The organism is Prauserella marina, assembly GCF_002240355.1.
In the GTDB taxonomy this organism is placed as follows: Bacteria; Actinomycetota; Actinomycetes; order Mycobacteriales; family Pseudonocardiaceae; genus Prauserella_A; species Prauserella_A marina.
The window spans coordinates 2,332,741-2,352,729 of record NZ_CP016353.1 but is presented as its reverse complement, the minus strand read 5'-3'; the positions used below and the strand labels follow the sequence as shown (position 1 = coordinate 2,352,729).

Here is a 19,989-nt window from a genome sequence, read left to right as displayed (position 1 = left end):
GTCATTTCACCTCTTGGTCACGGGCGTTCAACTCGGCCAGATACCTGTTGTAGGCGGCAAGCTCGGCGTCCTCGGGATCGAGCTGTCCCGCGTCCGCTTCGCCGATCTCGACATTACCGACAGTACGGGCGGTGGTCGCGGGCGGCCGGGTCTCGGCGCGCTGTTGTGGCATATCCGGCACCTCGGCTTCGGCGTCCCGCTCCGTGCGTTCAGCCAGCTCAGCCTGCTCCGCCGCCTTCGCCTGCTTGTTCAGCTTGCGGATCCGCCAGAACATGAACGCGGGAAACAGACCGAACAGCGGCCACTGCAACACGTAGCCGAGGTTCTGAAAGGAGCCTCCCGCTGAGGAGAAGCGCTCCCACTGCCACCACGCGAGCCCACAGCAGATGACCAGGCTCAGCGCGGAGACGCCCACGATCGCGAGCCTGTTGGTCACGGTTCGGCTCAAGGACACGCCATCGACGCTAGCACTCACCGGCGCGCCCGCTCGCGGCGCAGGTACCGGAGTTCAGCCGGCGATCGTCTTGGCCTGCGTCGCGTAGGCGTCGGCGAGGCCGAACACCTTCTGCGCGTACTCGACGGAGTTGTTGTACGACATGATCCCGGCCCACCAGCCTTGGGCGCTGGTCATGTCCCGGTCTCCGGCGCAGAGATACCGGGCCGCCGACAGCGCCGCGTCGTCGATCTGCTGCGGGTCGGCCCTCCCGTCCCCGTCGGCGTCCGAGCCCCACTTGGCCCACGTGCCGGGGATGAACTGCATCGGGCCGACCGCCCTGTCGTGCACGGGATCGCCGTCGAGGCCGCCGCCGTCGGTGTCCGGAATGGCCTTGACACCGGCGGATCCGTTGAGCGGAACCCCGATGATGGGCTCGGAAGGGCGGCCGTCCTCGCCGAGGACCGCGCCCCCGTAACGACCGTGATCGGATTCGACCCTGCCGATGCCGGCGAGTGTCGCCCACGACACCTGGCAACCGGGCTGGATGTCGGCGAGCACGAGTTCGGCGTTGCCGTAGGCCATGAGCGCGCGGGCGGGAACGCCGACGGCCGGGGAGGTCCGCCGCGCCCAGTCCGCGAGCGGATCCTCGCTGGACTGACCGGTTTCCCCCGGCTGCGCCGGTTGCCCCGCCCCCTGGTCGCCGCCCGCGACGATATCGCTGTCCGGGACGGCGCTACCCGGCTCCACACTGGCGGGTTCCACCTGGAGTGCCGGGACGTCCGTTGTCGTGGGGCCCGCCTCGGGGGTGGCGGCGTTCGCGACGAGCCACACGCCGCCCGCCGCCATCGCGAGCACCAGTACGACGATGAACAATCGAAAAAGGGCTGTGAGCCCTGGACGCGATTCCGTGTTCCGCGTCCCCGCCTCCTGCACGCTGGGTCCTCCACCCGACCGACCGACGTATCAACGTCTCACCAACGACCTCACGCAGGTTAGCGTTACGGGTTCGTCAGGGACGCCCGGTTCGGCCTGGGCGGAATACGCCGGGTCGGAGGGCGAATCGCGCGGGTCAGCTCGCGGCGTCGCGGCGCTGCCGCGACAACCTGGCCACGCACCACGCTGGGGCGCTGCCCCTGCGCAGGTGTTCCAGAACCGTCAGCGGCCCGAGCCGCTTGCCGAGGTCCTCCGGCGTCAGCCCGGCGGCCCGGTAGTCCAGCGCGCGCTGGTCGAGCGGGCTGATGCCCGCGTCCCACCACGCCTGTGCCTCGCTGACGTCGCCGATCATCTGCCACCAGCCCGCCGCGGCGGTCAGCAGTTCCAGCGGAGCCTCGGGCACCCGCTCACGCATGGCGTCGAGATATCCGGGGTCGGCCGCTTCGACCGGCGCCCAGTTCGGGGTTTCGCTGCCGCGCCGCTGGCCTGGAATGCCAGGAGTGGCCTGCGAGGCGGGTGCCTCCGCTAACCACGCCGACGCGATCCGGTCGATTTCCCGCTCCTCCGCGCTCTGCCGGCGCTCGGAAGCCCACTGCCGGATCACAGCGTCAACTCCGGGATCTCGCATCCCTGCCTCCTCTGCAACGCACTGCCGTCGTTCGTCAAAGACTGGTTGAGCACATGTCAGGTATGACGTTCAGCGTGAGGCCCTGAAACCGGTCGATCACGCAATGTGAGCACCGTATGAGAGGGGGCCAGTGGTACGCCAGACCCTCGGCCCGACGAATTCGTTGACCAGGGTCTTAACCGTGGGAATCCACCCGGATGGTGGAGCAATAGAGGAAAAAATCAATAATCGCGACGGAGTGTGATCAAAACTGTCCGGTGCGCACGACAACAGCCGACACCTCCACGTGGTGCCGGCCGGGAAACGGGTCCAGGTCAGGAGAACAGGCTCTGCACGAACGTCACGATCGCCTCCGCGCCATCGCGCAACCACCCTAGTGCTGTCTGAACGGCATCGGCGGACTCATTGGGCCGGCTGATCAACAAGAACAACACGAGCGCGACGACGCCGAAAATGAGAATTTTCTTGAGACCCGGCGACATAGCTCCATCCGATTCGTCTCGGCGATGCCGCTGGGGTACACGGCGCTCGCGTTGCTTCTCCCGCCAGTACCTCGCCCATCATGCCTCACCCAGGACCATCCTGACGGGTAATCACGCGAACGGGCGGCAGCGGTGACCGCCCGTACGTCGTGAATCCGTTTCCACCCTAGGAGACCTTGACCCCCGATCGGGTCTCCGACACGCGTCGCTCCCCGTGGCGCCGATCGCTCAGCCGACCGCGCCCGCTGCCAGCAAAGCGGCGATCCGGTCCTCGTCGAATCCCAGCTCCGCCAGCACATCCGCGGTGTCGGCGCCCTTCTCGCGCGGTGGCTCCGGTGTCGCGGGCGGGGTCCGGTCGAACTTGGGACCAGGGGCGGGCTGGCGCACGCCGCCGACGTCGACGAACGTGCCCCGCGCCGCGTTGTGCGGATGCTCGGCCGCTTCCCACGGGCTGAGCACGGGCGTGACGCAGGCGTCGGTGCCCTCGGCCCTCGCCACGAGTTCGTCGCGGTTCCACCTGCCGATCGCCTCGGCCAGTATCCCGCGCAGCTTCGGCCACTCCCGCTGGTCGAGGTGAACGGGAAGTTCGGCGGCGTCGAGATCGAGAACCTGGACAAGGGCGGCCCAGAACCGCATCTCCAGCGCGCCCACCGCGACGTACTTGCCGTCGGCGCATTCATAGGTGTCGTAGAAAGGGGCGCCGCCGTCGAGCAGGTTCCGCCCCCGTTCGCCTTCCCACGCTCCGCTGGCCTTGAGCCCGAAGAGCTGGGTGCTCAGCAGCGCGGCGCCGTCGACCATCGAGGCGTCGACGACCTGGCCCATGCCCGAGGACGTGCGCTCGTACAACGCCGACAGCACCCCCATGGCGAGGAAGAGCCCTCCCCCGCCGAAGTCGCCGAGATAGTTCACCGGCGGCACGGGGCGTTCGCCCTCCCTGCCGATGGTGTCGAGCACGCCGGACAGCGCGAGGTAGTTGATGTCGTGCCCGGCGGTGCGCGCGAGCGGCCCGTCCTGTCCCCAGCCGGTCACCCTGCCGTAGATCAACCTCGGATTGCGCGCCCGCACCTGCTCGGGCCCGAGGCCGATGCGTTCGGCGACACCCGGCCGGAAGCCCTCGATGAGCACATCGGCCTTTTCGGCGAGCGCGAGCACCACCTCGACGCCTTCGGCGGTCTTGGTGTTGACGCCGATGCTTCTCCTGCCCCGCCCCAGCGGGTCGTAGGGCAGGGCCAGCACGTCCTCCCCCGGCACCGACCTGTCGACCCTGATGACGTCGGCGCCGAGGTCGGCGAGCACGGTGCAGGCGAACGGCGCGGGTGCGAGCCCGGCCAGTTCGATCACCTTCAGACCGCCGAGCGGTCCTGCCTTCATCGATTGCCGTCCTTCCACATTGTCCTGTCGTTCCCTGTCGTCACCACCGGGCTCACAGGGTCCTTGAGATGATGTCCTTCATGATTTCGCTGGTACCGCCGAAGATGCGCGAGATGCGCACGTCTGCCCACGCCCTCGCGATCGGGTATTCGGTCATGTAGCCGTAGCCGCCGAAGAGCTGCACGCAGTCGTCGATGACCTTGTTGACCCGCTCCGTCGTCCACAGTTTCGCCATCGCCGCGCCCTGGACGTCCAGCTCGCCCTTGAGGTGCCGTTCGACGCACTGGTCGAGGAAAGCCCTCGCCACGGCCGCCTCCGTCGCGGCTTCCGCGAGCGTGAACTTGGTGTTCTGGAAGGAAAAGACGGGCCGCCCGAAGGCGGTGCGCTCCTTGGTGTAATCGAGGGTCTGTTCGATCGCGGCCTCCATGCCGGCCACCGCGGTGACGGCGATGATGAGCCGTTCCTGGGGCAGTTGCTGCATGAGCTGGATGAAGCCCTGCCCCTCTTCGGTACCGAGCAGGTTCGCGGAGGGGACCCGCACGTCGTCGAAGAACAGCTCGGCGGTGTCCTGGCCGCGCAGCCCGACCTTGTCGAGCACCCTGCCCCTGCGGAATCCCGGTGCCGACGTCTCGATGACGACGAGCGAAACACCTTTCGCGCCCTCACTGGGATCGGTCTTGACCGCGGCGACGACGAGATCGGCGTGTGCGCCGTTGGTGATGAAGGTCTTCGCGCCGTTGATGACGTACTCGTCACCTTCCCGCACCGCGCGAGTCTTGATGCCCTGCAGATCCGACCCAGTGCCGGGTTCGGTCATGGCGATGGCGCCGACGTACTCGCCGCTGGCGAGCTTCGGCAGCCATTCACGCTTCTTCTCCTCGTCGGCGTAGGCGAGCAGGTAGTGGGCGACGATGCCGTTGTGCACCGAAACACCCCACGCGCCGTCACCGCTGCGAGCCTGTTCCTCGTACAGCACCGTCTCGTGCGCGAAGGTTCCGCCGCCTCCGCCGTATTCCTCGGGGATCGACAGCGCGAGCAGACCGACCTCGCCCGCTTTCGTCCACAGTGCACGGTCGACCTGCTTGGCCGCGATCCACCGATCCTGATTCGGCGTGAGTTCCTTCTGGCAGAAGGTTTTCGCGAGCTGCCGGAAATCGTCGAGGTCCTCGTTCATCCAGGAGCTTCGCTGGATCCGCAACGCCACGGCCTGTCCTCCTCGTCACCGGCGACTGGAAAACATTCCATCTGGAATGTAAGTTCTGCCCGGAATGTACAGCGACAGCCGCGACGGGTAAAGGGGAAAAGGGTGACCGCCCAGGACAGAGGGCACCGCACGCAGGCCCAGCGCAGCGAACGGACGAGGACGGCGCTACTGGACGCCACCATCGACTGCCTCGTCGAACTGGGCTACGGCCGGACCTCGATGCCGGAGATCTGCGCGAGGGCTGGGGTGTCGAAAGGAGCGGTCCAGCACCACTTCGCGACGAAGGCGGAACTGATGGCGGCCGCCGTCGAACAGCTCGCGGGCAAGCTCAAGGACAAGGGCGCCACCGATCTGGACCGGCTGCCCGAGGGAACGGCCAGGATCACCGCGGCCATCGACCTGCTGTGGGAGTCCTACTCCGGCACGCTGGCGATCGCCGCGACGGAGCTGTGGATCGCGGCGCGCACCGACGCCGAACTCCGGGCCGCGATGCGGCCCGTCGACCGCGCGCTCGGCCGCTCCACTCTCGAAGACATCGCGACCATGTCGGGCAGTCTTCCCAGGGAGAAGGTCGAGCTCGTGTACTGGCTGACGGTCAACCTCACCAGGGGCCTGGCGCTCGACGCCGAACTGGGCGGCGATCCGCACCGCCGCGAGCAGCTTCTCGCCGAGTGGAAACGAATCGTGATCAGCCACTTCGCCTGACCGTGCACCCATCGTGCGATTTGCTCGTTTGCGGAACGAAATACCTATCGGCATGGTCCTAGCGGGCATGACGACACCACACCCGCAAATACCGCAACCGCTGCCCTGGATACCTCCGTCGCCCCAGACCCGGGTACCGGGGAGCCCGCCGCGCGGGCCTTCCCGCATGGGCATCACCGGCCTGATCCTCGGCGCGATCGCGGCGGCCGCGCTTGGCGGCGGCACGTTCCTGACCTACCTGAGCTACTCCTATCTCCAGGACGGCGACCGCGTCGTCCTCCAGGAGACGACGGCGTGGTCGACGAGCTTCGACCCCATGCCGGACGCGGAAACACTGGCAAGCGTCGTCGGCGACAGTCATCCCCCTTACTTCGGCATTCCGTTCGTCGCGGGCGCGTTCCTGCTGCTGCTCTTCACGGCCGTGCGGGCATGGGCGCGGGATGGCAGGGCGCGCCGGGCCGCGGGCATCGGAGTCGCCGCCACCGGAGGTGGAATCGTCGCCTCGGCCGGGATGCTCGCGCTGTCGGTGTCAGGAACGATGAGCAACGCCAAGGTGCAAACACTTTCGGGCGGCAGCTCGTGGGAACAGGCGTACGCGACGGGTGCAGGGCTGTGGGTACTGCTTGCCGGAAGCGTGGTGGCGGCGGTCGCGGCCATACTCGCGGTATGCTCTACCCGTCGGTAACAACGCTGCTATCGGAGGGGTCATGACCAGCACGTTTCCCGTGAAGGCACAGCAGCCGGGCACGATCGGCGGCGTCGTCGGCGCTCCCGCCCTCGTTCGCGCGACCGCGCTCTGCGCGCGGGCCTCGGGAGGCCGCAACGCGGAACCGGCCGAGACGAGGGCCCCTTTCACCGGACTCACCACCGCCGTACTTCCGCAGGCCGACGACGCCGAAACCAGGGCCGCCTTCCGCGCGGCCCGCACCGCCCAGCGCTCCTGGGCCACGACCCCGGTCGCCGACCGCCAGCGGGTGCTGCTGCGCCTGCACGAACTGGTGCTGCGGCATCAGGACGAGGCGCTGGACCTCGTTCAACTCGAAGCGGGCAAAGCGCGGCTCGACGCCTTCGACGAGATCAGCGCCACGGCACTGGTGGCCGCCTACTACGGCAAGCACAGCGCCCGCATCCTCGCTCCGAAACGCGCGGCGGGCCTCCTCCCGCTGCTGACGAAAGCGGGCGAACTCCGCCACCCCAAGGGCGTCGTCGGGATCATCTCGCCGTGGAACTACCCGCTCGCGCTCACCGCCATGGACGTACTGCCCGCGCTGGCCGCGGGTAACGCGGTCGTGCAGAAACCGGACAACCAGACCGCGTTGTCGGCGCTGTGGCTGCACGAACTGGCCGAGCAGGCCGGACTTCCCCTCGACGCGTGGCAGATCGTGCTGGGAAGGGGCTCCGACATCGGCGACGCCCTCATCGAGGAATCCGACTATGTCGGCTTCACCGGATCGACCCCCACCGGCAAACGGCTCGCCTCGCGGATCGCGGGAAGACTGACCGGATTCTCGCTCGAACTGGGCGGCAAGAACCCGATGATCGTGCTGCCCGACGCCGACGTCGCCAAGGCGGCGGCGGGCGCGGTCACCGCCTGCTTCTCCTCGGCGGGACAACTGTGTGTCTCCGTCGAACGGATCTACGTGCACGACAGCATCCGCGACGAGTTCACCAAGGCGTTCACTGCCAAGACCGAAGCGCTGCGGCTCGGCGGCGCGCTCGATTACGGCGCGGGCATGGGATCGCTGACCTCGGCGGCCCAGCTCGCCGCCGTATCGTCGCATGTGGACGATGCGAAAGCGAAGGGAGCGACCGTGCTGACCGGAGGCAGCGCCCGCCCCGACATCGGTCCTCTCTTCTACGAGCCGACGATTCTCACCGGCGTCGGCCCCGGGGCGAAACTGTTCGCCGAGGAAACCTTCGGCCCGGTCGTCTCGGTCTACGGATACTCCGATGTGGACGATGCCATCGCCATGGCCAACGACACGCCGTTCGGCCTCAATGCCAGCGTGTGGGCCGGTTCCGGCAAGCACGGCTGGGAGGTCGCGGCCAGGCTCAAGGCGGGCACCGTCAACGTCAACGAGGGTTACGCGGCGACCTTCGGCACCGTGGGCCTTCCGATGGGCGGGATGAAGGAATCGGGCGTTGGCAGGCGAAACGGCGTGGAGGGGCTGCTGAAGTACACCGAGGCGCAGGCAATCGCCGTGCAGCGCGGTATCCGGCTGCGGCCCGTTCGCGGTGTCCCGCCACGGTTGTGGGCCCGCGCCATGACCGCGGGCATGAAGGCACTGCGCCGCCTGCCTGGGCGGTAGCCGCCCGAAATCCGGTCAGGGAGCGGGGGCCGCGCTGAGCAGCCCTCGCTCGTAGGCGATGGCCACCGCCTCGGCCCTCCTGCTCGCGCCGAGCTTGGCCATCGCCCGCGACAGGTGCACGCTCACCGTCTTCTCACTGATGAACAGTTCCTCACCGACCTGCCGGTTGGTGCGGCCGAGTGCGACCTGTTCCAGCACCGCCGTCTCCCGCTCGGTGAGCAGATCGACGACGGCTTTGCGTTGCCGCAGACCGGGAAGCTCGATCTTGGCCCTTCTCGCCAGCGCGGTCACCGCGGCCAGCAGTGGCGCCGCGGCCAGCTTCGACGCGACCTCGTGCGCCGCGCCGAGTTCGGCCTTCGCCGTCGCCGCGTCACCGGCGGCGAGCAATGCCTCCGCGTGATGCAACCGGGAAATCGCCTGCTCGTACACGGCGCCATAGCCGAAGGCGGCCACCGTCTCGGCCCACTCCGAGGGGTCGGCGGGCGAGCGCAGCCCGGTCGCCGCGCTTTCGGCTCTGAGCAACCACGCTCGACCCTCGGGGCCGAGTGCGCCCGTCCTCGGCCTCACCTCGGCCACGCATTCCCGCACCTGAGCCAGCAACCGCTCCCCCATCGCCGCGGCCTCCTCAGCCGAGGACTCGTCTCCGTGCAGCCGCGCCGTCGCCGCCCACGCCGCGCATGCCTCGACGCCGACGGCGCCGATCCGGATGCCGACCAGCCCTGCGAAGTTGTCCCTCACCCAGCCGAGGCCCTCGTCCGACCTGCGAGCCGCCTCCCGGTAATTGCCCTGCCAGAACGCCAGTTCCGCGCCGGCGCTGCTGGCGGCCGTCGCGATCCACGCGTCGGTTTTCCACAGTCCGCGCAGCGCGTTGACAACGCCTTCGGCCTCGGCGAAGCGGCCCCGCGCGATGGCGAGGTGAACCCAGGCGGCCGACATGATCGCGGTGACCGTGCTCGACACGCTCGCCGCCGGCTCCGCCGCGGATTCCTGGTCGGGCCAGTCGCCGCTGATGTAGGCCAGTGACACCTGCCGTTGCCGTGCCGCGAGGCCGACCGCGCTCCAGGTGAGTCCCGTTTCCTCTGCCCACGCGACCGCCTTGTCGTAGAGGTCCCTCGCCCGCCGAAGCTCGGCCGCGTCGTCATAGCTGAGCGCGTGGAAGTAGATCGCGCGCAACTCGACGTCGACCGCACCGGCCGCCCTGGCCTTGGCTTCCGCCTCCTTCAGCCTGGCCCGCGCCTCGTCGGCGTTTCCCGTCGAGTCGGCCAGCGCGCCGAGGTTGATCAGCGCGGCGGCCTCGGCCGCGGGAACGCCGACGGCGCGCGCGTCGGCGACGGCGGTCTGCGCGCTCCACAGCGCCTCGTCCCTGAGTTCCTGGTTGCGCAGGATCTGTGCCCTCGTTGCCAGTACCCACGCGCGCCTGCGGCTCGGCTCCGCGTCGGCGACGAGACTCCACGCGTGCGCGATCGCGGCCACCGCCTCGTCGAAGGTGGCATCCAGCGCGGTCAGTGCCTCGGCGAGCCTGCGCCAGGTCGAGGCGGCCAGATCGGGAGGATCGCCGGGCCCGAGGATGTCGACGGCCGAGCGGGCGAACGCGATGGCCCGTTCCGGTTCCCCCGAGGTTCCCGCGAAATAGGACGCCTCCATCAGCAGTTTGTGCTCGCTCCAGCCCTCCGGCCGGTCGGCCTCGCCGACCACGTCCCAGATCTCCAGTGCCTGTTCGAGGTGCCGCAGCGCACTGCCAGGCGCCCCGAGCCCCTCCGCTTCCTCGGCAGCGCTGACCAGCGCGGGCAACGCCGCCGCGACGTCCTTGCTCTCCAGGCTGTGGTAGGCGAGCCTCGCCGCGTGTCCCTTACCTCTCGGCTTCGAGCGCAGCCGGGCGGCATAGGCGGCGTGCATGCGGATGCGCTCGCCGGGAAGCAGATCGCCGTAGATGGCCTCGCTGAGCAACGCGTGCCGGAACTGGTAATACCCCCGCTCGACGACGAGCACGTGGTGCTGGACCGCTTCCCGCAGGGCCTCGTCCAGCTCGACGTCACCGAGCCCCGACACCATGGCGAGCGCGGCGTGCCTGACGCCGTCACTGGCAACGGCGATGAGGCGCAGCACCCTGCGGGTGTCGGGAGCCAGCCGCTCCAGCCTGGCCAGCAGCAGATCCGCGAGCCCCGAGGGCAGGTCGTGGTGTGAGGCCGCCGACGCGAGCAGTTCTTCTACGAAGAAGGGATTTCCCTCGGAGCGGCGCGCGAGAGTGGTCACGACGGAGGGAGCCAGCGGTTCCTCGGCGAGCGCCCGCACGAACATCCGGGTGTCCACGTCGCTCATGGGCCGCAACTCGATGCGCTCCACCGTCGGCAACCTGACGAGCTCGGCCAGCAGCGCCCGCAGTGGATGCCGCCGGTGCACGTCCTCCTCGCGGTAGCTGCCCACCACGAGCAGCCGCTGCGAACGCAACCGCGACAGCAGGAACGACAACAGATCCCGCGTCGAACCGTCGGCCCAGTGCAGGTCTTCGACGACGAGCACGACCGGCCGGTGCGCGGCGATGTCGGTGAGCACACCGAGCACCGCGTCGTAGAGCTGGAGCTGTCCGACGTCCTGCTCGACGCGTGGCCTCGGCCTCGGCCCGCTCTCGGTCTCCTGACCGTACCCGTGCGCGGCGTGCGCCGGAATCACCGTGTCGCTCGGCAGCAACCTGGTCAGCGCGGGCCTTGCCCGCAGCGCGCCCGCGATCACCTCGGCGATACCGGGATCACCGGAATCGGGCGCGCCACCACCGTTTCCCTCCGCGCCGGGAAGCAAGGCCGCGAGCGCCTCGGCGAACGGCAGATACGGCAGCCCGCCGTCGCGCAGGTCGAGACAACGCCCGCCGAGCACCACCGCGTCCCGCGACCTCGCGTACTCGGTCAGTTCGGCCAGCAGCCGGGTCTTGCCGACACCGGCGTCCCCCGAGACCAGCACCGCGCGAGCACGCCTCGCGTCGGCATCGTCGAACGCCACGTGCAGGGCGCGTAGCTCGCGCGCTCTGCCGACCATCGGGATTCCGGAACCTAGACGAGGCACGAGATACATTGTCGCTCACCGGTCCGACAATTCACCGGTCACCACCGTGAGCATCCCGGAGGACGAGACTCAGCTCGCCCGCCTCGGCGCTTCCTCGGACACGCGCGCGGCTCGTGCCCCGAAGCCTCCCCTCGCGCGCCCGGCGATCTCGGTGACGCTCGCGTCCGAGCCGGGCACGGCAGCGGGTACTTCCGCTCTCTCGCGCCGCGACCTCGCGGAAAGCGACGTCCGGCCTCGTGTCTTGTGCAGCTCCTCGGCCCGGTAGCGAGCCTCGGCCATGACCGCGTCGATGCCCCACGACATCGTTCCCATCCTGCTCATCTCCTCAGTTCCGCTGTGTAAGGACCACAGTCGTGCTGAGGGCGGGTGCCAGGCATCGGATGTCCGCGTCGCACGGCAACGACAACGGCCCCTTACCCCGCGGATTCAGTGCCTGAGGGGGTAAGGGGCCGTTGTCGAAACAGGAAGAACGCCGGTTATCCGGTGTGCTCCGGCTCATCGTTTCGCGCGGCACGGGTCTCGAACCTGACGACGGCTTCCTTGATCGCGTCGATCGAATCGTCCGGTTTCAGCGCGGCGGCCCTGAGATGATCGAACATCAGCGAGTACCTGCGGACGTCTTCCTTGTCCTCAAGGTAAAGCCCGCTGCTCGTGCTGTCGACGTAGACGACGTCCGGATCGGCCTGCTCGGGAAAACCCAGGATCAGAAACGGCCCTTCCATGCCGGGATGCGCTCCCGCTCCGAAGGGCACGACCTGGATGGTGACGTGGGGCCGCTGGGCCATCTCCGCCATCTTGGCCATCTGCTCGGCCATCACGGCCGAGCCGCCGACGGCGCGGTGCAACACGGCTTCGTCGATGATCGCCCAGTACTCGGGTGGCTGGATGTCGGCGAGCAACTGCTGGCGTTCCATCCTCGCCGCGACCCTGCGGGCGATGTCGGAGTTCGGCGCGGACGGCCGCATCGCCTTGATCACCGCGTGCGCGTACTCCTTGGTCTGCAACAACCCCGGCACGAGAAGGGCCTGGAAGGCGAACAGCGAACTGGCGTCGGCCTCAAGACCGACGAAGGTACCGGTGAACACCTCGTTGTAGGCATGCCACCAGCCGCGCTTCCTCGCCTCTCTGGCGAGTTGGACGAGCGCTTCCTGTTCATCGCCCCTGACGCCGTAGAGCTCCAGCAGGTCCCGCGCGTCGCGAGGGGTCACGCCGACGTGCCCCGTCTCGATCCGGCTGATCTTGGACGCCGAACACTCAAGCTTCTCGCCCACCTCGTCGATGGTGAGCTCGGCCGCGTCCCGGAGCCGTCGTAACTCGCCAGCGAGCCTGCGGCGCCGGACGGTAGGCCCGTGCCCTCGTGTCATGGCTTCACCTCCGGATTCCTGGCTTCCTCGCCCGCACATCTAACCAGGGCGCTCCAGAGGGCGGATCGCATTGGTTCCGGTCGCGGTGCCAAATGTTGCCCAATCGGTGGACTGCAATTTGCAGGATGCCGGAGTAGGCTACCGGCTTGTTCGTGGTCGAGCAGTTCCACTACACGAAATATCTGGAGATCAGGTGGCCTGGCGCGATCCTATCGTCAACCCACTGCAAGCGAGCGTGCACCGCAGATTGGACGATTTGACCCGCACGTTCACAAGTAAGGACAGCGGCGTCGATTTCGCTCAGCACAACGGCAGGTTGCTGGTCGAGGCATTGCGTACGCTGCTTGCCGATCATCAGGTCGACGCGACCGGCCACTGTGCGCTGTGTCACGGCCGCCGTTCCCGGCTCTTCGGCCGACGCAAGAGTCACCTGCCATGCAGGGCCTACCTCTCGGCCCAGCTCACCCTCGACGCGGCGCCGGACACCGCGAGCGACGCGACCGCGGTCCTGCCGGTCACCCGGCCTCACCACCACCGCAGGGCGAAAGCCGACCTGCACTTCGCGAGCTGAACCCACCGCAAGCCGGGCTCACGGCGTGATGACGCGGACGAGCCCTTCCTGCACCACGGTCGCGAGGTGCCGGCCGTCCCGCGAGTAGAACCGGCCCGTCGCCAGCCCTCGCGCGCCCGAGGCCGTCGGCGAGGTGCTGTCGTACAGAAACCACTCGTCCGCCTTGAACGGGCGGTGGAACCACAACGCGTGGTCGAGGCTCGCACCCAGCACCTTGTCGAGATCCCAGTAGACGCCGTGCCGCGCCAGCACCGAGTCCAGCAGCGTCATGTCCGAGGCATAGGTCAGCACGCACACGTGCAGCAGCTGGCTGTCGGGCAGCACGCCGTCCGCCCTCATCCAGACCTGGTTGCGCGAGGGAACCTCGTCGGTCCCCCTCGTGACCCACGGCGGATCGTTGACGTACCTGATGTCGATGGGCCTCGGCTGGGTCCGCACGCCGAGCCGGTCGGCGTAGCCCTCGGTGAGTTCGGCCAGCGTCGGCAGCGACTCGGGATCGGGCACCTCGGGCATCGTCTCCTGGTGCTCGACCCCGTCCTCGTCGAGCTGGAACGAGGCCGACAGGGCGAAGATCGCCTTCCCGTGCTGCACGGCGGTCACCCTGCGGGTGGTGAACGAGCGCCCGTCCCTGATCCGGTCGACCTCGTAGACGATCGGCACCCGGGGATCGCCGCCTCGGATGAAGTACGCGTGCAGCGAGTGGACTTTGCGTTCCTCCGGCACGGTCCGTCCCGCCGCGACCAGCGCCTGCCCGGCGACCTGGCCGCCGAAGACCCTGGTCGGCGAGTGCGGTGGGCTCACTCCCCGGTAGATGTTCTCCTCGATCTTCTCCAGATCGAGCAAGGCGACGAGCCGGTCGAGCACCAGTTGCCCGCCCAGCCCCGCGTCGCCGTCGAGCCCGGTCGCCGCCTGCCTCGCCAGCTCAGTCATGCGGAAGATTCAACACTGCGCATCATCGGCCCGCCCGTCAGGCGTGGTCCTCCTCACCGAGACGGTGCACGCGGATGAGGTTGGTCGAGCCCACCGTGCCCGGAGGGGATCCCGCGACGATGACGACGAGGTCGCCTGCCTGGTAGCGCCCCGTCTCCAGCATCGCGTGGTCGACCTGCTGGATCATCCGGTCCGTCGAGTCGGCGTGCGGCACGATCCTCGCCGTGGTTCCCCACGTCATCGTCAACTGCGAACGGACGCTTTCCAGCGGTGTGAAGGCCAGCAGCGGAAGGCGGGTGTGCAGTCTGGCGAGCCTGCGCACCGTGTCTCCCGACTGCGTGAAGGCCACGAGCGCCTTGGCGTTGAGCCGTTCTCCGATGTCGCGTGCCGCGTAGGAGATGACGCCCCGCTTGGTGCGCGGGACGTGGCTCAGCGGCGGCACCGTCGGCATGTCCGCCTCCACCGCCTGCACGATGCGGCTCATCGTCTCGACGGTCTCGATCGGATACCTGCCCACGCTCGTCTCGCCGGAGAGCATGACCGCGTCGGCACCGTCGAGCACGGCGTTGGCGACGTCGGAAGCCTCGGCACGGGTCGGCCGGGAGTTGTTGATCATGGAGTCGAGCATCTGGGTCGCGACGATGACCGGCTTCGCGTTTTCCCTCGCGATCTGAATCGCGCGCTTCTGCACCAGCGGAACCTGCTCAAGCGGCAGTTCGACGCCGAGATCACCCCTGGCGACCATCAGCCCGTCGAAGGCGAGCACGACCGCTTCGAGGTTGTAGACCGCTTCCGGCTTCTCCAGCTTCGCGATGACCGGAAGCCGTCCCTTGCCGACCCGGTCCATGACCTGGTGGACGAGGTCGATGTCGGCGGGAGAACGCACGAACGACAGCGCGATGAAGTCGACCCCGAGTTCGAGCGCGAACTCCAGGTCCTCGATGTCCTTTTCGGACAGCGCGGGCACGGAGACGTCCATGCCCGGCAGCGAAACACCCTTGTTGTTACTGACCGTGCCACCCTCGGTGACCTCGCAGATCACGTCGGGTCCCTCGACCGAATCCACGACGAGGCCGACCTTGCCGTCGTCGACGAGCAGCCGGTCACCAGGCTTCGCGTCCTTGGCCAGCCCCTTGTAGGTGGTGGAAACGCGGTCGTGCGTTCCGGTGACGTCCTCGACGGTGATGCGCACCCTGTCGCCCGCTCGCCATTCGACGGGACCACCGGCGAACGTACCGAGTCGGATCTTGGGGCCCTGCAAGTCGGCGAGAACGCCGACGGCCTTTCCGGTGTCAGCGGCCGCGGCCCTGATGAGGTCGTAGACCTCCTTGTGGTCACCATGACTGCCGTGGCTGAAGTTCATCCTCGCCACATCCATACCGGCCTCAACGAGCGAACGGACCTTCTCTGCCGTCGCCGTCGCAGGGCCGAGGGTACATACGATCTTCGCTCGTCGGCTCACACTCGCACAGCGTAGTACGTCCGCGCACGCAAGTCTTTACCGATACCGAGATCGGTTACGAAGCGCGCGCCGTGCGGTACGCGCCGCTCCCGGCCGGTCACCGCACGCGCGTGAGGAATCGAGAGTCACCCGATGGTGGCTACCGGGTCCGTGAGGGGGTCAGCGGCGTGGCAGCTCACTGGCGCCGACGTGGTCCCTCGCCCACTCGTTGAACGGCCGCACCTGCCGCCACGCCGCGCGGACCCGGTCGAAGCAGGCCCGCTCGTGCAGCACGTCGTCCGGTTCCCACGCCCGCACGGCGTACAGCGATCGATGCCGGAGCAGGTCGAGCCTGGGGTGGTCCTCGGCGAAGCCTCGCGGCTTCGTCTTCAGCCGGTCCCCCTTGATCTCCCAGCCCTTCCGGCGAAGCGAAGCCACGAGGCGGTCGAGCGCGGGACCGTGGACGTCACTCGCGACGGCGTCCCTGAACCTCGCGAGCTGATCGCTCGCGAGGTGAAAACAACCACCGCCGACCCTGACCCCGTCGGGACCGACCTCGACGTAGTAGGCGCCGCCGCCTCTCCCCTGCTCGATGACGCCGCCACAGTGCGTCTTGTAAGGGGTCTTGTCCTTGGCGAAGCGCACGTCCCGGTAGGGCCGGAACACCTTGGCCGAGCCGAAGTCCTTGCCGAACTCCGGTTCCAGCTCGGCAAGCAGCGCTTCCATCGGCGCGCGCACGTCGCGGCGGTAGGTGTCGACGTTGGCGTCCCAGTAGGTCTTGCTGTTGTCGACGACGAGCCCGTCGTAGAAGTCGACGGCGTACTCCCCGAAACCGCTGAACACCACGGCGGTCACGCTACCCGCGCGGCCTGGGCCACCCTTCGCCGTGGGTGGCGAGGTAGCCGAGCAGATCGTCGACGAGCTGATCAGGGCGGGCGGCGCCCTTGCCGTTCTCAGCGAGGTGACCGGCGAGCGCGAGATCCACCGCGCCGTGGACGAGCGCCCTCAGCAGCGAGCCGAGCCGCACCGGGTCGCCGTGCGGGAGGCCGCCCTCGTGTTGCGCGGAGGCGACGAGATCGGCGAACACCCGCTGCGTCGTGGCCGCGGCGGCACCGAGTTCGGCCGAGCTCGCGCCCTCCCAGGTGCCGAAGACGAGCTTGAATCTGGCCGGGTGACGCAGCGCCCAGGTGATGTAGGTGTGCAGGGCCGCCCTGAGGCTTTCCGTGGCCGGCCGCCCGCCGAGGGTTCCGCCTGCCAGCGCGGCGCCCACCTCCGTGAGTTCCCGCGCCGCGATGGCGGCCAGCAGCGCCCTCTTGTCGGCGAAGTGCTTGTAGGGCGCGTTGTGCGAGACACCGGCCAGGTGGCCGACCTCGCGCAACGTCACCGCCGCGACACCGCCCTCGTCGAGCAACCGGGCCGCGGCCTCGACGAGAGCGTCCCTGGTCCCCGCTGGCATGAACTGATCTTAGCCAGATTCCGGCGACGGCCCCGCTTCCCGATCTCCGGCGGGGCCTGCCGGGGAGGGCTCAGCCGAAGAAAGCCTCGGCCTCCGCGTAGCGCTCGGCCGGCACGGTCTTCAGCTCCGCCGTGGCCTCGGCCAGCTTCACCCGCACGATGTCGGTGCCGCGCAGTGCGGTCATGACGCCGAAGTCGCCGTCGGCGACCGCGTCGACGGCGTGCAGGCCGAACCTGGTCGCGAGCACCCTGTCGTAGGCCGTCGGCGTACCGCCGCGCTGCACGTGGCCGAGTACGACCGCCCGTGACTCCTTGCCGGTGCGGGTGGCGATCTCCTCGGCGAGCCAGGTGCCGACGCCGCCGAGCCGCACGTGGCCGAACGCGTCCTTCTCGCCGCTCTGCAACATCTCGGCGCCGCCCTCAGGCAATGCGCCCTCCGCGACGACGATGATCGGCGCGTACTCGCGCTCGAACCTGCGCTCCACCCACTCCACGACCTGGTCGACGGAGAACGGGCGCTCCGGCACGAGAATCACGCTCGCGCCGCCCGCGAGGCCGGAGTGCAGCGCGATCCAGCCCGCGTGCCGTCCCATCACCTCGACGACGAGCGCCCTGTGATGCGATTCGGCCGTGGTGTGCAGCCGGTCGATGGCATCCGTGGCGATCTGCACCGCCGTGTCGAAACCGAACGTGTAGTCCGTGGCCGCGAGGTCGTTGTCGATCGTCTTGGGCACGCCGACCACGTTGATGCCGTCGTCGGTGAGCCGCTTGGCGACACCGAGGGTGTCCTCGCCGCCGATCGCGATGAGCGCGTCGACCCCCTGCTCGGCGAGCACGGCCCTGATGCGCTCGACCCCGTTGTCCTCCTTGTAGGGATTGGTCCTTGAGGAACCGAGGATCGTGCCACCGCGCGTGAGAATGCCCTCGACGTCGTCCCTGCCGAGCGGCTTGGTCTCGCCGGTCAGCGGACCCCGCCAGCCGTTGCGGAAGCCCACGAACTCCCAGCCGTGCGCCTCGCTGCCCTTGAGCACGACCGCCCTGATCACGGCGTTGAGTCCGGGGCAGTCGCCGCCACCGGTCAGCACACCGACTCGCATCAGATCAACCTCCGCGTTTGTCCTGCGTCACATCTCGTCGCCACCAGGGTAGCGAGCACCTCTTGATCGGTGCAGCAACGGGTCATGACCGAGGAAACCCGCTGGATGGCGGCGGGAACGCCCACCGCGAACGGCGGGGTTGCGGCGCGCCTGTAGGGTGGCTGTCGTGAACTCGTTCACCAGCGCCGACGCGAGCCACCTCCGGTGGCAGCGTTTCTATTTCTGGTTTAGCAGGCCGGCCCGTGGTGGGTCGGTCGGCGACGCCGTGCGCTGACCAACTACCACCCGAGCCGGACGACAAGCCGGCTCGGCGGGGAACTCCGGGGCGGCTTGCGGAGAGGAAGCCCCCTGATGACGCTCACCGCAGGACTCGCGGACGTCAGTGATCCCGTGAGGGAACTCGACAATCAGCGCACCGTCGACATCAGCCCGCTGCTGTCGCCCGCCCTGCTGCGCGAGGAACACCCCATGACCGCCGCCGTCGCCAAGACCGTCGCGACGGGAAGGGCGAGCACCGTCGACATTCTCGACGGCCGGGACGACCGGCTCCTCGTCGTCGTCGGCCCGTGCTCGGTGCACGATCCCGCCGCGGCGCTCGACTACGCGCACCGGCTCGCCGAGCACACCGCGCCACTGGGCGACGCGCTGCACGTCGTGATGCGGGTGTACTTCGAGAAGCCACGCACGACGCTTGGCTGGAAGGGCCTCATCAACGACCCGGACCTCGACGGGAGCTTCGCCGTCAACAAGGGCCTGCGGCAGGCGAGGCAGCTGCTGCTCGACATCTCCGCGCTGGGGCTTCCCGTCGGCTGCGAGTTCCTCGACCCGATCACTCCACAGTTCATCGCCGACACGGTGAGCTGGGGTTCGATCGGCGCGAGGACTGCGGCCAGCCAGGTCCACCGCCAGCTGTGCAGCGCGCTGTCGATGCCGGTGGGGATCAAGAACTCCACCGAGGGTGACGTGCAGGTGGCCGTCGACGCGACGAGGGCGGCATCGGCCGGTCACGTCTTCCCCGGCATCAACGCCGACGGCCTCGCGGCACTGATCACCACGGCCGGAAACCCGCACTGTCACGTGATCCTGAGGGGCAGCGCGGCCGGGCCCAACCACGACAGCGCGACGGTGGCGGACACGCTCGGCAAACTGCGGGCCGCCGGCCTGCCTGAGCGGGTGATCATCGACGCGAGCCACGGCAACAGCGGCAAGGACCACGTGCGGCAGGGCGAGGTCGTGCGGGAACTCGCGCGGCGCACCGGATCCGGCGAACAGGGCATCACCGGCGTGATGATCGAAAGCTTCCTCGCCGAGGGCAGGCAGGAGCTGACGCTGGGCGAGGCGAGCGAGCTGACCTACGGCCAGAGCATCACCGACGCCTGCCTCGGCTGGGAGAGCACGGCCGAACTGCTCGACGAGCTCGCCGCCGGGGTCAGGACCAGGAGGAACCAGGCGGGGCGGTAGCGGGCGAACCCGCCGCCTTTCGGCTCAGGCGGCGGGAAAACCCTTGCGTTTGCGGGTTTCCTCGATGACCTGCCATCGCTGGAGGTTGTGCCGCGCGTCGGCGAGCGCGTCATGCGCGTCCGTCGGCGGTGCGGGCAGCCTCGGCTTGCCGACGTCCTCCCAGCGCTGGCGAAGATCACGAGTGAACCGGGGAAGCTGGCGCGGCAACGAGGGCATCGGCCCCCAGAGCTGGGCGAGTGCCACGTGGTCGTAGGCGGCGTACCAGGCCCACAGCTCGATGCCGCCGCCCGGCGTTCCGAAGAAGTCGAGCAGGTCGGCGCGGATGCGTTCCCTGCTGCGCCAGGCCTTGTCGGCGGGTGAGGGGAGCTTGTCCAGCACGTTCTCCCTGACCCAATGGCCGGCCTTCGCGGGGTCGAACTGGGTCGACACCGCGTAGAACTCCCTGCCGCGCGCGTCGACGACACCGATCGACACAAGGTCGATCGTCACGCCGTCCTCGATGAACTCGGTGTCGTAGAAAAAGCGCACCGCCGCACGGTACTCGA

General features: G+C 68.9%; 20 protein-coding genes. 5 read left to right on the top strand and 15 right to left on the bottom strand.

Annotated features, from left to right (window positions below):
* Position 1: 1 nt before the first annotated feature.
* From BAY61_RS10890 to BAY61_RS10870, 6 genes are all read right to left on the bottom strand, one after another.
* Entirely contained in the window at positions 2–454 is a 453-nt protein-coding gene (locus BAY61_RS10890) for a hypothetical protein (RefSeq protein WP_091795862.1), read from the bottom strand.
* 54 nt (positions 455–508) lie between these two features.
* Positions 509–1,369 carry a lytic transglycosylase domain-containing protein gene (locus tag BAY61_RS10885; RefSeq protein ID WP_170140040.1) on the bottom strand — a complete coding sequence of 287 codons (861 nt, stop codon included), beginning with the start codon at positions 1,367–1,369 and terminating at the stop codon, positions 509–511.
* Between the two features lie 136 nt (positions 1,370–1,505).
* Entirely contained in the window at positions 1,506–1,997 is a 492-nt protein-coding gene (locus BAY61_RS10880) for a transcriptional regulator (RefSeq protein ID WP_091795860.1), read from the bottom strand.
* Between the two features lie 314 nt (positions 1,998–2,311).
* Positions 2,312–2,479 carry a hypothetical protein gene (locus BAY61_RS32820; RefSeq protein WP_170140041.1) on the bottom strand — a complete coding sequence of 56 codons (168 nt, stop codon included), beginning with the start codon at positions 2,477–2,479 and terminating at the stop codon, positions 2,312–2,314.
* 228 nt (positions 2,480–2,707) lie between these two features.
* Complete coding sequence (locus BAY61_RS10875) at positions 2,708–3,850, bottom strand: CaiB/BaiF CoA transferase family protein (protein ID WP_091795858.1); 1,143 nt, start codon at positions 3,848–3,850, stop codon at positions 2,708–2,710.
* 52 nt (positions 3,851–3,902) lie between these two features.
* The gene (locus BAY61_RS10870; protein WP_170140092.1) at positions 3,903–5,024 is read right to left on the bottom strand and encodes an acyl-CoA dehydrogenase family protein; all 1,122 of its coding nucleotides are present in this window, start codon (positions 5,022–5,024) and stop codon (positions 3,903–3,905) included.
* Between the two features lie 132 nt (positions 5,025–5,156).
* Here BAY61_RS10870 and BAY61_RS10865 point away from each other — a divergent pair, with 132 nt between their 5' ends.
* From BAY61_RS10865 to BAY61_RS10855, 3 genes are all read left to right on the top strand, one after another.
* The gene (locus tag BAY61_RS10865; protein ID WP_091795854.1) at positions 5,157–5,759 is read left to right on the top strand and encodes a TetR/AcrR family transcriptional regulator; all 603 of its coding nucleotides are present in this window, start codon (positions 5,157–5,159) and stop codon (positions 5,757–5,759) included.
* A gap of 166 nt (positions 5,760–5,925) precedes the next feature.
* On the top strand, positions 5,926–6,444 hold the full coding sequence (locus tag BAY61_RS10860; RefSeq protein ID WP_091795851.1) for a hypothetical protein: 519 nt from the start codon (positions 5,926–5,928) through the stop codon (positions 6,442–6,444).
* Positions 6,445–6,466: 22 nt separating this feature from the next.
* Positions 6,467–8,068 (top strand): succinic semialdehyde dehydrogenase, encoded by a 1,602-nt coding sequence (locus BAY61_RS10855; RefSeq protein WP_091795849.1) that lies wholly within the window; start codon positions 6,467–6,469, stop codon positions 8,066–8,068.
* A 15-nt stretch (positions 8,069–8,083) separates the two neighbouring features.
* Here BAY61_RS10855 and BAY61_RS10850 read toward each other — a convergent pair whose 3' ends face one another.
* The 3 genes from BAY61_RS10850 to BAY61_RS10840 form a co-directional block, all read right to left on the bottom strand.
* A complete protein-coding gene (locus BAY61_RS10850) occupies positions 8,084–11,134 on the bottom strand; it encodes a helix-turn-helix transcriptional regulator (RefSeq protein WP_091795847.1) in 3,051 nt (1,016 codons plus the stop codon).
* Positions 11,135–11,194: 60 nt separating this feature from the next.
* On the bottom strand, positions 11,195–11,446 hold the full coding sequence (locus tag BAY61_RS10845) for a hypothetical protein (RefSeq protein ID WP_143021314.1): 252 nt from the start codon (positions 11,444–11,446) through the stop codon (positions 11,195–11,197).
* 155 nt (positions 11,447–11,601) lie between these two features.
* Positions 11,602–12,489, bottom strand: coding sequence for a helix-turn-helix domain-containing protein (locus BAY61_RS10840; protein WP_091795843.1), 888 nt, complete (start codon positions 12,487–12,489; stop codon positions 11,602–11,604).
* A gap of 256 nt (positions 12,490–12,745) precedes the next feature.
* On the opposite strand from BAY61_RS10840, the gene BAY61_RS10835 reads away from it, so the two are divergent.
* Positions 12,746–13,060: a hypothetical protein gene (locus tag BAY61_RS10835; RefSeq protein WP_245865978.1), complete on the top strand. Its 315-nt coding sequence runs from the start codon at positions 12,746–12,748 to the stop codon at positions 13,058–13,060.
* 18 nt (positions 13,061–13,078) lie between these two features.
* Here BAY61_RS10835 and tesB read toward each other — a convergent pair whose 3' ends face one another.
* The 5 genes from tesB to BAY61_RS10810 form a co-directional block, all read right to left on the bottom strand.
* On the bottom strand, positions 13,079–13,990 hold the full coding sequence (tesB, locus tag BAY61_RS10830; protein ID WP_091795841.1) for an acyl-CoA thioesterase II: 912 nt from the start codon (positions 13,988–13,990) through the stop codon (positions 13,079–13,081).
* Between the two features lie 37 nt (positions 13,991–14,027).
* Positions 14,028–15,452, bottom strand: coding sequence for a pyruvate kinase (gene pyk, locus BAY61_RS10825; RefSeq protein ID WP_091795839.1), 1,425 nt, complete (start codon positions 15,450–15,452; stop codon positions 14,028–14,030).
* 159 nt (positions 15,453–15,611) lie between these two features.
* The gene (locus BAY61_RS10820) at positions 15,612–16,277 is read right to left on the bottom strand and encodes a DUF2461 domain-containing protein (protein ID WP_091798657.1); all 666 of its coding nucleotides are present in this window, start codon (positions 16,275–16,277) and stop codon (positions 15,612–15,614) included.
* A 10-nt stretch (positions 16,278–16,287) separates the two neighbouring features.
* Positions 16,288–16,887, bottom strand: a complete 600-nt coding sequence (locus BAY61_RS10815; protein ID WP_091795837.1) for a TetR/AcrR family transcriptional regulator — start codon at positions 16,885–16,887, stop codon at positions 16,288–16,290.
* Positions 16,888–16,957: 70 nt separating this feature from the next.
* Positions 16,958–17,983: a 6-phosphofructokinase gene (locus BAY61_RS10810; protein ID WP_091795835.1), complete on the bottom strand. Its 1,026-nt coding sequence runs from the start codon at positions 17,981–17,983 to the stop codon at positions 16,958–16,960.
* A 351-nt stretch (positions 17,984–18,334) separates the two neighbouring features.
* Between BAY61_RS10810 and BAY61_RS10805 the strand changes: the two genes are divergently transcribed.
* Positions 18,335–19,444: a 3-deoxy-7-phosphoheptulonate synthase gene (locus tag BAY61_RS10805; RefSeq protein ID WP_091795833.1), complete on the top strand. Its 1,110-nt coding sequence runs from the start codon at positions 18,335–18,337 to the stop codon at positions 19,442–19,444.
* A 24-nt stretch (positions 19,445–19,468) separates the two neighbouring features.
* On the opposite strand, the gene BAY61_RS10800 is transcribed toward BAY61_RS10805, so the two are convergent.
* Positions 19,469–19,972, bottom strand: coding sequence for a polyadenylate-specific 3'-exoribonuclease AS (locus BAY61_RS10800; protein ID WP_091795831.1), 504 nt, complete (start codon positions 19,970–19,972; stop codon positions 19,469–19,471).
* Between the last annotated feature and the right edge of the window lie 17 nt (positions 19,973–19,989).

Excerpts from the sequence above, each read along its gene's own strand:
- BAY61_RS10880 (WP_091795860.1), bottom strand. The coding sequence starts at position 1,997 with ATGCGAGATCCCGGAGTTGACGCTGTGATCCGGCAGTGGGCTTCCGAG.
- BAY61_RS32820 (WP_170140041.1), bottom strand. The coding sequence starts at position 2,479 with ATGTCGCCGGGTCTCAAGAAAATTCTCATTTTCGGCGTCGTCGCGCTC.
- BAY61_RS10875 (WP_091795858.1), bottom strand. The coding sequence starts at position 3,850 with ATGAAGGCAGGACCGCTCGGCGGTCTGAAGGTGATCGAACTGGCCGGG.
- BAY61_RS10870 (WP_170140092.1), bottom strand. The coding sequence starts at position 5,024 with ATGAACGAGGACCTCGACGATTTCCGGCAGCTCGCGAAAACCTTCTGC.
- BAY61_RS10860 (WP_091795851.1), top strand. The coding sequence starts at position 5,926 with ATGGGCATCACCGGCCTGATCCTCGGCGCGATCGCGGCGGCCGCGCTT.
- BAY61_RS10855 (WP_091795849.1), top strand. The coding sequence starts at position 6,467 with ATGACCAGCACGTTTCCCGTGAAGGCACAGCAGCCGGGCACGATCGGC.
- BAY61_RS10850 (WP_091795847.1), bottom strand. The coding sequence starts at position 11,134 with ATGTATCTCGTGCCTCGTCTAGGTTCCGGAATCCCGATGGTCGGCAGA.
- BAY61_RS10845 (WP_143021314.1), bottom strand. The coding sequence starts at position 11,446 with ATGAGCAGGATGGGAACGATGTCGTGGGGCATCGACGCGGTCATGGCC.
- BAY61_RS10840 (WP_091795843.1), bottom strand. The coding sequence starts at position 12,489 with ATGACACGAGGGCACGGGCCTACCGTCCGGCGCCGCAGGCTCGCTGGC.
- tesB (WP_091795841.1), bottom strand. The coding sequence starts at position 13,990 with ATGACTGAGCTGGCGAGGCAGGCGGCGACCGGGCTCGACGGCGACGCG.
- BAY61_RS10815 (WP_091795837.1), bottom strand. The coding sequence starts at position 16,887 with ATGCCAGCGGGGACCAGGGACGCTCTCGTCGAGGCCGCGGCCCGGTTG.
- BAY61_RS10810 (WP_091795835.1), bottom strand. The coding sequence starts at position 17,983 with ATGCGAGTCGGTGTGCTGACCGGTGGCGGCGACTGCCCCGGACTCAAC.
- BAY61_RS10805 (WP_091795833.1), top strand. The coding sequence starts at position 18,335 with ATGACGCTCACCGCAGGACTCGCGGACGTCAGTGATCCCGTGAGGGAA.